The following is a 12,333-nucleotide window of genomic DNA, read 5'->3' on the forward strand; positions in this document are numbered from 1 at the left end:
CAGCCATGCTGTCATGACCTGTTTCATGCCGTTCTGCGCTCCAGGTGCCTCATTTGATGGCGCCGATCGCGCAGATTTGCCACTCACAAGGATCAATACGCCATGCTCACGCTGAAAAGTGATGCCGTTTTGCTCAATCAGCACGCCAGCGACTGGCGTGATGCGCTCCATCAGGCCGGCCAGTCGCTCATGGAGGGCGGGCTTGCCCGCGAAGGCTATCGCGATGCGCTGTTCGAGCGCGAAGAGCAGGCCTCGACCTGGCTGGGTAACGGCATCGTCATTCCCCACGGTACCCAGAAAAGCCGTGAGCATGTGCTGGCCACCGGCGTGCGCCTTCTGCAGTTTCCAGAAGGTGTCGAGTGGCACGACGGCAATCGGGTGCATTTGATCATCACGATTGCCGCGCAAAGCGATGAGCACCTGGACATCCTGCGCCAGCTCACCCACGTACTCGACCGTGAAGGCGTGGCCGACAGGCTGGCGCGCGCTGGCGACGCCGAGGAAGTCGTAAGCCTGCTGTCAAAGGCTCCGGTCACGGCACGCCTGGATGGCGACACCATTATTCAGGGGGTGCCGGCGCGCTCGTCGCTGGAGCTGACGGCGGCTGTCGCGGCACGCCTTGAGCAGCTGGGCTGCGTGGATCGCCGCTTTGTGGGCGATATCCTGGGCCAGCAGGCCATCTCGCTGGGCCAGCAGCTGTGGCTGGTGCGCAGCGCCACGGGTGTCATCCAGCCGGCGCTGGGGCTGGCCCTGCCGCAGGCGCATATCGATGGCGTGGCCGGGGTCTTCTGTCTGGCCGAAAGCGGCAACGCCCACGATGTGCTGCTCGACCGGCTGGTGAGCGTGCTGGAAGAGGGCAAGGGCGAGGAGCTGGCGCGGCTGGGACGGGATGCGCTGCTCGCGCGGCTGTCCGGCGAATCGGCCAGCGCCGAAACCGTCCGGGTCAGGGTGCGCAACGCCCACGGCCTGCATGCTCGTCCGGCCAAGCAGCTGGTCCAGATCGCCCGCGCCCAGAAGATGCCGGTGCGCGTGCGGCTGGCCGAAGGCGGCAATGAGGCGGTCTCGGCGGCCAGTCTGACCAAGGTCATCGGTCTGGGGGCGCGTCGTGGCCAGATGCTGATCTTCTCGGCCGAAGGCGAAGGCGCCCGTGAAGCCGTCGATGCCATGGCCGAGGCGCTGCGTGGCGGGCTGGGCGAAGAGGTCACGCCGCTGGGGGAAACCAGCGATGCGCGGCCGTCGCGCAACCGCCAGACCCCACGTGAGCCGGTGGTGGCACCGGCCGCCGATACGCCGCTGGCGGCCGTGCCCGCCTCCCCCGGCATGGCGATCGCCCCGGTGTTCGTGATGCGCCCGCCGGAATTTCATTACGAGGAGACCGCCTCTGACCGTCAGCTGCAAAAAACGCGTCTGGGCGAAGCCATTAGCGAGGCCGAGCAGCAGCTTGAAGAGATGATCCGCGCTGCCGGCGGCGAGGTGGCCGAGATTCTCTCCATGCACGAAGAGATGCTGGGCGACCCGGAACTTCGCGAAGCCGCCTATGAGGCGATCAACGAAGGCAAGAGCGCCGAGGGCGGCTGGTGGCGGGCCATCGATGTGGCCGCCCGCGCCCAGGAAGCGCTGGCCGATCGTCTGCTGGCCGAGCGCGCCGCGGATCTGCGCGACGTCGGCCGGCGCGTGCTGGGCAATCTCTGCGGGGTGAAGATGCCCGATCCGCCGACCCATCCCTACATTCTGGTCACCGACGATGTCGGGCCTTCCGATGTGGCGCGACTGGATACCTCGCGGGTACGCGGCATTCTGACCGCCCGCGGCGGGGCGACCTCCCACAGCGCCATTCTGGCCCGCGCGCTGGGCATCCCGGCGGTCGTCGGTGCCGGCGAGACCATCATGGCATTGGAAAACGGTATCGACATGATTCTCGATGGCGAGCGCGGCCGCGTCATTCCCTCGCCTGCCCCCGAGCGTCGTGCCCGTACCGAACTCTCCATTCGCGAGCGTGAGATCCGCGAGCGTGAAGCCTTTGGCGTGCGTTTTGACCCGGCCATCACTCTGGATGGCCATCGCGTCGAGGTCGCCGCGAACCTCGGCAACACCGCGCATGCGGCGGACGCCGTCGAGCGCGGGGCCGAGGCGGTAGGCCTGTTGCGTACCGAGTTTGTCTTCATGGCGCATCCGCAGGCGCCGGATCTGGAGACCCAGATCGCCGAGTACGCCCAGGCCTTTGACGCCCTGGGACATGATCGCGCGCTGGTCGCCCGCACGCTGGATGTCGGCGGTGACAAGCCGCTGGACTACTGGCCGGTGCCGGCAGAGGACAACCCCTTCCTGGGGCTGCGCGGCATTCGCCTGGCGCTGACCCGCCCGGACGTGCTCGAGACCCAGATTCGTGCCCTGTTGATGGCGGCCGGGGATCGACCGCTGCGCATCATGTTCCCGATGGTCAAGGACGTGGAGGAGTTCCACGCCGGCAAGGCCATCTTTGATCGCGTCCAGGCCGAGGTACAGGCACCCGATGTGCAGCTGGGCGTGATGATCGAAATTCCCTCCTGTGCGCTGCTGGCCCCGAGCCTGGCCGAGCATGTCGATTTCTTCTCGATCGGCACCAACGACCTGACCCAGTACACCCTGGCGATCGACCGCGGCCATTCCCGCCTGTCGGCCCAGGCCGACGGTCTGCACCCGGCGGTGCTGCGTTTGATTCAGCTGACCGTCGACGCCGCCCATGCCAAAGGCCGCTGGGTCGGCGTGTGCGGCGAGCTGGGGAGCGACCCGCAGGCAATCGGTGTGCTGATGGGGTTGGGTGTCGATGAGCTGTCGGTGTCCAGCCGCCAGATTCCGCTGGTCAAGCAGCGCATCCGCAGCCTGAGTCTGGAAGAGAGCCGGGCGCTGGCGCTGCGCGCGCTGGCCTGCCCGACGGCCGCCGAGGTGCGCGCCATGCTGGAGTCGCTGACATGAGCCGGGTACTGACGCTGACGCTTAATCCGGCGCTGGATCTCTCCATTCGCCTGACCGCGCTGTCGCCGGGCAGCGTCAATCGCTCGCAGGAGAGTTCGCTGACGCCGGCCGGCAAGGGCAACAACGTGGCCTGCGTGCTGGCCCGCCATGATCATCAGGTGGTGGCCGGCGGCTTTCTGGGCCGGGACAATCAGGCGCCGTTCGAGCGGGCCTTTCTCGAGTGGGGCGTGGAAGACCGCTTCGTTCGGGTCGCCGGGGAGACCCGGGTCAACGCCAAGCTGACCGAAGCCGATGGGCGCGTGACCGATATCAACGGCCCGGGCGCGCTGGTGGATAAAGCCGCCATGGCCCGTCTTCTCGACGATATCGAAGCCGGTGCCGAGGACATCGATGCGGTGGTCATCTCCGGCAGTCTGCCGCCGGGCGTGACGCCCGACTGGCTGGCGGCCCTGATCGGGCGCCTCGGGACGCAGGGGCTGCCGGTGTGGCTGGACAGCAGCGGCGGGGCGCTGGTGCACGGCGCCCGCGCGCGTCCCACCCTGATCAAGCCCAACGAACATGAGCTGGCCGAGTGTGTCGGCCGGCCGCTGGCAGACGAGGCGGCGCTTTTGACAGCCGCGCGTGAACTGCAGCGCGGCGGCATCGATAACGTGCTGCTGTCGCTGGGCGCCGATGGCGTGGTGTGGCTGTTTGATGGCGGGGCGCTGCGGGCACGTCCGCCGCGGGTCGAGATCGTCAGCACCGTCTGCGCCGGCGATACGCTGCTGGCCGGCGTGCTGCATGGCGTGCTGGAAGGCTGGCCGCGGGAGCAGACGCTGCGCTTTGCCACGGCCCTGTCGGCCGACGCCGTGCGCCGCATTGGCGTGGGGCGCTCGGATGTCGAGGACTTTACCGCCTTGTGCGAGGCGGTCTCCATCGAGGTGCTGACATGATCACGCCCCCGATTTCTTTTGAGCTGCCTGCTGATGACAGGCGCGGTCAGCATGGCGACCAGTGGTTGGCACTGGCACAGGAGTGGTTTGCATGAATATTGTTATCGTCACGGCCTGCCCCAGCGGCACGGCGACGACCTATCTGGCGGCGCGCCGGCTCGAGCAGGCCGCGCATCGGCTGGGCTGGCAGACAGCGGTCGAGATGCAGGGCCAGTTTGACCAGGCCCCCTTGAGTGATGAGCAGATTGCCGCAGCCGACATGGTCGTGGTCGCGGCCAGTCGGCCCGTCACACTGGCACGCTTTACCGGCAAGCCGCTCTATCGCGAGCGCCTGGAAGCCGCACTGCCGGACCCGGATGGTTTTCTGTCCCGCGCCCGCGAGCAGGCAGCGCCCTGGCAGGGCAGTGAGGACGACGAGGCTGAGGCGAGTGCGGCACCGGCGGCGGCCGCAGGCAGCAAGGTCAAGCGCATTGTGGCGGTAACCGCCTGTCCGACCGGGGTGGCCCACACCTTCATGGCTGCTGAGGCGCTGGCCGAGGCCGGGCGTACGCTCGGCCATCAGATCAAGGTCGAAACCCAGGGGTCGGTCGGGGCGCAGAATCAGCTCACCGAGGAAGAAATTAAAGAGGCCGACATCGTACTGCTGGCCTGTGATATCGAGGTCGATGACGAGCGCTTTGCCGGCAAGCCGGTCTATCGCACTTCCACCGGCACGGCGCTGAAAAAGTCACAGCAGACCATCAATGACGCGCTGGCGGGAGCCGCAGTGGAAAGCGAGGGTAGCGCCCCGGCCGGCGGCGAGCGCAAAAAGAGCATGAAGGAGCGGGGCGTCTACAAGCACCTGCTGACCGGGGTGTCCTTCATGCTGCCGATGGTGGTCGCCGGGGGGCTTTGTATCGCGCTGTCGTTCGTGTTCGGCATCGAGGCGTTCAAGGAAGAGGGCACGCTTGCCGCGGCACTGATGCAGATTGGCGGTGAGACGGCCTTTGCCCTGATGGTGCCGGTACTGGCGGGCTATATCGCCTACTCGATTGCCGACCGACCGGGGATTGCGCCCGGCATGATCGGCGGCATGCTGGCAAGCACCCTGGGGGCCGGCTTTATTGGCGGCATCATCGCCGGTTTTCTGGCCGGTTATACCGCGAAACTGATCGCGCAGAAGCTGAAGCTGCCGGCCAGCGTTGAATCGCTCAAGCCGATTCTGGTGATCCCGCTGCTGGCGAGTCTGGTGACCGGGCTGGTGATGATCTATCTGGTCGGCACGCCGGTGGCCGGCATGCTCTCGGCGCTGACCGATTTCCTCAACAACATGGGCTCGACCAATGCGGTTCTGCTCGGGCTGTTGCTGGGCGCGATGATGTGTGTGGATCTGGGCGGGCCGATCAACAAGGCGGCCTACACCTTTGGCGTGGGGCTGTTGTCGACCCAGACCTATGCACCGATGGCGGCGATCATGGCCGCCGGGATGGTGCCGGCGATCGGCATGGGCATTGCGAGCTTTCTGGCACGCTCGAAGTTTGCCGATACCGAGCGTGACGGTGGCAAGGCGGCCTTTGTGCTGGGGCTTTGCTTTATCAGTGAAGGGGCGATCCCCTTTGCCGCCAAGGACCCGCTGCGTGTCATTCCGATCTCGATTGTGGGCGGGGCCATGACCGGGGCGCTGTCGATGTACTTCCAGATCAAGCTGATGGCGCCGCACGGTGGATTGTTCGTGCTGCTGATTCCGGGCGCGGTCAATCAGGCGCTGCTCTATCTGCTGGCGATTGCCGTGGGCTCGCTCTTTATTGGCGTTGTCTATGCGCTGCTCAAGCCGGCTCAGCAAAAGCTCGAGGTGCCGGAAGGGGCTTCTGCCTGAGCCAGCGATGATTCATGAACGCGGCAAGTGTCCTTCAGGGGCCCCATTGGGGCCCTTTTTTGTGGGCATCCATGGAAAATCATGACGGTTTCGGGCCAAAAGGGGGGCGACACCATTACAATGCGGGCCTGATCGACAAGAGGGCCGCGCAAGGCCGACAACAGACAGGGAACACACATGACAACAAACAATGGCACCGGCGGTGTGCTCTGGGCAGGGCGCTGGGGGTTCGTACTGGCCGCGACGGGCTCCGCCGTAGGGCTTGGCAACATCTGGAAATTCCCCTACATGACCGGGGAGTACGGCGGCGGCGCCTTTGTACTTGTTTATCTGCTGTGCATCGCGGCCATCGGGGTACCGCTGATGATGGCCGAAATCGCCTTCGGGCGGCGCGGGCGCGGCAGCCCGGTCGAGGCCGTCAAGCGCGTGGTGGCCGAATCCGGCGGCGGCTCCGCATGGTCGATTCTGGGCTGGATGTCGATGATCTGCGGCTTCATGATCCTGAGCTTTTATGTGGTGGTGGCCGGCTGGTCACTGTCGTATCTCTGGAAGGCGGTCAGCGGCGGGCTCAATGCCGACAGCGTCGAGGGCATGGCGGCGATCTTTGAGGACAATAACGCCAGCCCGCTCAATCTTGGCTTCTGGAGCACGCTCGTCACGCTGGTCACCATGCTGATCGTGGGCAAGGGCGTGCAGGAAGGCATCGAGCGCAGCGTGCGCTGGATGATGCCGGGCATGGTGGTCATGCTGGCCATTCTGATCGGCTTTGGCATATTCTCCGGCGGCTTTGGCCAGGCAGTGGATTTCCTGTTTGCCTTCGAGTTCGGCCAGCTCTCCAGCGAAGGGTTGCTGGCAGCCATGGGCCACGCCTTCTTTACCCTGTCGCTGGCAGCCGGCGCCATCATGGCGTACGGCGCCTATCTGCCGGCGGGCAAATCCATTGCCCGCACGACCTTTACCGTGGCGATCTGTGACACGCTGATCGCGTTGATGGCAGGGCTTGCCATCTTCCCGATCATCTTTGCCAACGGCATGGACCCGGCCGGCGGCCCGGGACTGATCTTCATGAGTCTGCCGCTGGCCTTTGCGCAGATGCCGATGGGCACGCTGCTGGAGATCGTCTTTTTCGTGATGCTCACCATGGCGGCGCTGACCTCGGCCATTTCGATGATCGAGGCCACCATTGCCTGGCTGGTGGAGAGCCACGGTATTACCCGCAATCGGGCGGCCTGGAGTACCGGCATCGTGCTATGGCTGGTCAGTACGCTGGCCATGCTGTCGTTTAATCTGGGGGCTGACTGGACGCTGGGCGGGCGCACCTTCTTTGACTGGCTGGACTATCTCACCTCGCGCTTTTTGATGCCGCTGGGCGGGCTGGGGCTGGCACTGCTGGCCGGCTTTGCGCTCAAGGACCGGCTGCTGCGCGATGAGCTGGGCCTTTCATGGGGGGGCCATGCGCTGTGGCTGTTCATGATTCGCTACGTCTGCCCGCTGGCGATTGTGGTGATCTTTATCGATGCGCTTGGCATCATGACGCTGGAGATGGCCACGCAGTGGCCCTGGGGGCTGGCGGCACTGACGCTGTTTGTGGTGATCGGTGAGTGGCTGAGCCCGCGGCTGCGCCGGCAGCCGGCACACTGAGACCGCCTGCGCTTATATTGATGAGCGTGTGATGTCGATGAGAATGTGAACGAAAAGGGCCGCCCGTCGAGGGCGGCCCTTTTGCTTTGGCGTGATGTCTTCAGGGGGCTGGCGGCATGGCCGGATCATCCGGAATGTTGGCACTGTTGCCCGGTGCCTCACGCGTCATGTGCAAAAACTGCAGGTGGCGTTCGTACTGATCCAGGATGTCGTTGATGAGCTGGTCACGACTGAAGCCGATCAGGTTGTAGCCCTGGCTGCCTTCCAGCAGATAGACCTCAAGCCGATAGTAGCGCGACCGGGTTTCGTTGGCGCGACGGGCAAACGAGGGCATCGAGAAGGCGCGCGGCCAGATCTGATAGGTGAAGTTCTGCTCATTGCCCAGTGCGACATTGAGCTCCAGGTGCAGCTCGTTACCTTCGGCCTTGATGACTTCCGCCTCGAGGCCCTGTTCGGAAAGCTCCTGTGCCACGGCCTCCATGGCAGGGCGGGCGGTTGTGTTGATAAAGGTGCTGGCCTGACGCTGGCTGGGGAAGTGCATGGCGCGATTGAGACGCTGACGCCAGTGGCGTGTGCCGCGCTCACCGCCGGCACCGGTACGACTCGATAGACGCCCGGCAAGGCTTGCGCGATGGCTGTCCTCCTTGAAGGCCTCGCTTTTAAAGGAGCGATAAAGCCCGGCCATGACAAAAAAGATCACAAAGGAAAAAGGCAGTCCCATGATGACCACCATGCCTTGAAGCGCGGAGACGCCACCGGCCATCAACAGTGCCAGAGTGAGCAGCCCGATCGTGACCGACCAGAACACGCGCAGCCAGGCCGGCGCATCGTGATGCACGCTGGAAAGACGCGAGGTGAAATTGCCCAGCACCAGTGCCCCGGAGTCTGCCGAGGTGACATAGAACAGCATGCCCAGAAGGGTCGCCAGAGACGCTGTCCAGGTGACGCCCGGATACTGCTCGAGCAGCCCGTAGAGGGACTGTTCAGGGCTTGTCATCGCAATCTGACCGAACTCGGTGGCGCCACCCAGGATGCTCTCGATCGCGCTGTTGCCGAAAATCGAGATCCACATCAGGGTGAAGATAAAGGGAATGGTGAGAGTGCCAACCACGAACTCGCGAATGGTGCGCCCGCGTGAGATGCGGGCCAGGAAAAGCCCGACAAACGGCGCCCAGGCCACCCACCATGCCCAGAAAAAGAGCGTCCATGTGTTGAGCCAGTCGGTCGGACGGTCAAAGGCGAAGGTATTGAGCGTCATGCCCATGAAACGATTGACGTAGTCGCCGATGTTGAGCACCAGCGCATTGAGCAAAAAGACCGTGTCGCCGGCAATCAGTACATAAAGCAACAGCACCACGGCCAGAATCACGTTGAGCTCGGAGATGCGCCGGATGCCCTTGTCGACCCCGGAAACCACCGAAATGGTGGCCAGAATGACCGACAGCGCGATCAGCGCCCCCTGGACGTAAAGGTTCTGGGGCAGGTCGAACAGATAGGTCAGTCCGTAGTTGAGCTGTACCACCCCGATGCCCAGGCTGGTGGCAATGCCGAACACCGTCCCGATGACGGCGGCGATATCCACCGTGTGGCCGATGGCGCCTTCTACCCGCCGGCCAAACAGCGGGTAGAGTGCACTGCGAATGGTCAGCGGCAGGTTATAGCGGTAGCTGAAATAGGCCAGCGCCATTCCCATCAGAGCGTACATGCCCCACCCGGTAATCCCGTAGTGAAACATGCCCCAGACCGTAGCCTGACGCGCAGCTTCCAGCGTACCGCCCTCACCGGTAGGCGGTGCCAAAAATTGGGTGACGGGTTCGGCCACGCAGAAAAACAGCAGATCAATGCCGATGCCGGCGGCGAACAGCATCGCCGCCCACGACCCCAGGCTGAACTCCGGACGGGAGTGCTCCGGCCCCAGGCGGATACTGCCAAAGCGGGAGGCAGCGACAAAAATCACGAAACCCAGATAGAGGGTCGCAGACAGAAAGTAATACCAGCCAAAGGTATTACTGATCCATTCAAGCGTCGCAAAAATAACGGTGTTGGCGGTATCAGTGAAAAACATTCCCCAGAGGGAAAACACCACGATGCCAAGGGCAGAGCCATAAAAGACGATCGGGTTCAGGGCATCTTCCTGTTGCTCGGCCGTATCAATGTGTTTGACGCTCATCGAAGGATTCTCCTTGTTGACGATGCGGTAATGAATAATTCATGAACGTCGCCCTCGTGACCCGGGAGATCCCCGGGCCACGAGGGCGCTGACCCGAATTTTATTAATTGATCGTTCAATTAAAATACAGCCTTTACAGCAAGGCTTCAATTGACGTCACAAATCCTGGACCATGGCAGGGGGCAGGGCGTTGTCAGGCTTTCATCAACCATAATGAAGGTATGTTTTCATTTGAGGCCTGTTTTCGAAGGTCAGTTTTCGAAGGTCTGAGGAGAGATGCCATGACGACGCCCATGACGTACATGAGCGGCAGGCTGCAGGTGATGCAGGGCGATATCACGGCGCTTGAGGTGGATGCCATCGTTAACGCGGCGAATCACTCGCTGATGGGCGGCGGCGGCGTGGATGGCGCCATTCATCGTGCCGCCGGCCCGGAGCTCAAGAAGGCCTGCGAAGCCCTGCGTCGCGATCAGTGGCCGGACGGCCTGCCGGATGGTGAGGTGGCGCTGACGCCGGGATTCAATCTGCCGGCCCGCCATGTGATTCACACCGTGGGGCCGGTGTATGCCAAAACGATCGACAAGTCGGATCTTTTGGCGAGCTGCTATCAAAAGTCGCTGACGCTGGCCGGCGAGCAGGGGATGAATACCATCGCCTTTCCGGCGATCTCGACCGGCGTCTATGGCTATCCGTTTGATCAGGCCTGCGAGATCGTGCTGGGCGTCATGGCCGAGAGGCTGCCTCACAGTGACCTGATCGCCACGCTGTGCTTTTTTGGCGAGAAGGATCTGGAAGCCTTTCGCAACGTGGCCAGTCGACTGGGCTATCAGCGCGACCGCGGGTAAGCGGCCGCCGCACCGCGCCGGGTTGAGTGTCGCTGTGTCTGCGCCTGTGAGGTATCGGGGGAATCCTCGTCAATGCGGCGAGTGTCTTGAAAAATATCGGTACCTTAAGCAAACGTTCATTAGCGCGGCAGACTCACAATCCCGGGAACCGGGCGGGCAGACATGGAAGCCCCCGGTCAGGAAAAACATCAGGTTAGCCCGGTGCTGTGGCGCCTGAGAGCTTCATCAATGCAGAAAAGGCAAAGGGCAGCGACGTCGTTCCTGGACCAAGGTCTTGTATGCGAAAGTCGCCCCGGGACAATGGTTCGGTTGTAACCCTCTGATGCCTTTGCAAGAATGTTGCGATAACGCGCGCAGTGACGCCCTTACCCCGTAATGAGAGAGACCCGGCATGGTAAAACAGTTCGATCAGCGTCATCGGCAATCACGACGCATTCTGATCATGGGGGTCTCCGGATCCGGCAAGTCGACCATCGGCGAGGAAGTGGCCGACAGGACAGGATGTGAATACATCGACGGCGACAAGTATCATCCGCCGGAAAACATCGAAAAGATGACCAAGGGGGTTTCGCTGACGGATGAAGACCGTCAAGGCTGGCTGGAGGCGCTGGCGAACCTGTATGCGCAGCACCGCAGGGATGACAAGAGCGTCATGATCGGCTGCTCTGGCCTAAAGAAGTCCTATCGCGACATCCTGCGTCAGGGCGACCCCGATCTGGTCATTCTCTTTCTGGACGGCAGCTATGACACCATTTTGCAGCGCATGCAGGAGCGCCAGCACTTCTTCTCGCCGGAGATGCTGCAGACCCAGTTTGACACCCTGCAGCCGCCCGGCAGCGATGAGGCGATCAGCATCGATATCTCGAAGTCGTTTGATAATGTGATCGATCAGTGTGTCAACGAGCTCGAAGCGCTCGACTAGCGTTCAAGTCATATCACGACATGACAGGGCCCCGGTCGCCGACAGGCAATCGGGGCCCTGTCTCGTTAACAGACGCTATTCAATAAAGGCCTCGACGCTCTGGCGCCGCCCCAGCAGGAAGGCGTCTGCCACGTGGCGAAAGGGCGCCACGTCCACGTCACTCTGCCCTGTGCGGATCAACTCGGCAAAGCGCATGTAGAGCCCTGCATATTCGACATCCTCACCGTCTACCACGCGCTCGCCGTTGATGCTCAGCTGGCTGCCACCCTCGTCTAGGACCAGCGTGCCATCATCGGTCTCGACCGTGATCTGCCAGGTCTGCGGACCGGTCTGGCGCCAGTCAAAATCGGCGTGGATGGGCGTGTCATGAACATCGGTGAATTCGAGCGTGGCACCGATCGGTGACTGACAGTTTTCCGGCACTTCAAGCGTTGCCTCACGCAGGAAAAAGGCCTCGGGCAGCACATGCGTGGCGATCGACAGCGCGTTGATGCCGGGGTCAAAAACGCCCAGGCCGCCCGGCTCCCACACCCACTGCTGGCCCGGGTGCCACTGGCGCACATCCTCACGCCACTGAATGTCGACCCCGGTCACGCGGCGATTGGACAGCCAGTCGCGCGCCTGCTCGATGCCGGCGGCTTCACGGGCATGCCAGGTGGCATAGAGCGTCACGCCCTTGTGTTCGGCGCGCCGCACCAGGTCCTCGACTTCACTGAGGCTCACGCCCGGCGGCTTTTCCAGCAGCACGTGCTTGCCGGCCTCGATGGCAGCCACGGCCTGGCCGTAGCGCACCTGTGGCGGCGTGCACAGCGCCACGGCTTCAATGTCCGGATGGGCCGACAGCAGCGTGTCGAGATCCTGATGGTTGTCGACGCCCTCAAGCGTGGCATTGCGACTGGCAATGGCGGTCAGCTCAAAGTCCTGGTTGTCCCGCAGGGCCGGCAGATGCTGGTCCCTGGCGATCTTGCCGAAACCGGCAATGGCAATAGTGGTCATGACTTGATCTCTTGTCC

General features: G+C 63.3%; 8 protein-coding genes. 6 read left to right on the plus strand and 2 right to left on the minus strand.

Annotation, left to right across the window (positions count from 1 at the left end; genetic code table 11):
• The first annotated feature begins 102 nt into the window (after positions 1-102).
• The 4 genes from ptsP (at position 103) to C8D72_RS00730 (ending at position 7,383) form a co-directional block, all read left to right on the plus strand.
• The gene (gene ptsP / locus C8D72_RS00715; protein WP_115852513.1) at positions 103-2,955 is read left to right on the plus strand and encodes a phosphoenolpyruvate--protein phosphotransferase; all 2,853 of its coding nucleotides are present in this window, start codon (positions 103-105) and stop codon (positions 2,953-2,955) included.
• Positions 2,952-3,887, plus strand: coding sequence for a 1-phosphofructokinase (pfkB, locus tag C8D72_RS00720; RefSeq protein WP_115852514.1), 936 nt, complete (start codon positions 2,952-2,954; stop codon positions 3,885-3,887). Before ptsP ends, pfkB begins: the two co-directional genes overlap by 4 nt.
• A 91-nt stretch (positions 3,888-3,978) precedes the next feature.
• On the plus strand, positions 3,979-5,742 hold the full coding sequence (locus tag C8D72_RS00725) for a PTS fructose-like transporter subunit IIB (RefSeq protein WP_115852515.1): 1,764 nt from the start codon (positions 3,979-3,981) through the stop codon (positions 5,740-5,742).
• 177 nt (positions 5,743-5,919) lie between these two features.
• Complete coding sequence (locus C8D72_RS00730) at positions 5,920-7,383, plus strand: sodium-dependent transporter (protein WP_115852516.1); 1,464 nt, start codon at positions 5,920-5,922, stop codon at positions 7,381-7,383.
• Between the two features lie 100 nt (positions 7,384-7,483).
• Here the strand turns inward: C8D72_RS00730 and betT are convergent, their stop codons facing one another.
• On the minus strand, positions 7,484-9,553 hold the full coding sequence (gene betT, locus C8D72_RS00735; protein ID WP_115852517.1) for a choline BCCT transporter BetT: 2,070 nt from the start codon (positions 9,551-9,553) through the stop codon (positions 7,484-7,486).
• A gap of 281 nt (positions 9,554-9,834) precedes the next feature.
• Between betT and C8D72_RS00740 the strand changes: the two genes are divergently transcribed.
• Both C8D72_RS00740 and C8D72_RS00745 read left to right on the plus strand, forming a co-directional pair.
• Positions 9,835-10,398 (plus strand): O-acetyl-ADP-ribose deacetylase, encoded by a 564-nt coding sequence (locus C8D72_RS00740; RefSeq protein ID WP_245955102.1) that lies wholly within the window; start codon positions 9,835-9,837, stop codon positions 10,396-10,398.
• Between the two features lie 391 nt (positions 10,399-10,789).
• Entirely contained in the window at positions 10,790-11,320 is a 531-nt protein-coding gene (locus tag C8D72_RS00745) for a gluconokinase (protein WP_115852518.1), read from the plus strand.
• 75 nt (positions 11,321-11,395) lie between these two features.
• Here the strand turns inward: C8D72_RS00745 and C8D72_RS00750 are convergent, their stop codons facing one another.
• Positions 11,396-12,316: a Gfo/Idh/MocA family protein gene (locus tag C8D72_RS00750; protein ID WP_115852519.1), complete on the minus strand. Its 921-nt coding sequence runs from the start codon at positions 12,314-12,316 to the stop codon at positions 11,396-11,398.
• Between the last annotated feature and the right edge of the window lie 17 nt (positions 12,317-12,333).

Source organism: Kushneria indalinina DSM 14324, assembly GCF_003385845.1.
GTDB lineage: Bacteria > Pseudomonadota > Gammaproteobacteria > Pseudomonadales > Halomonadaceae > Kushneria > Kushneria indalinina.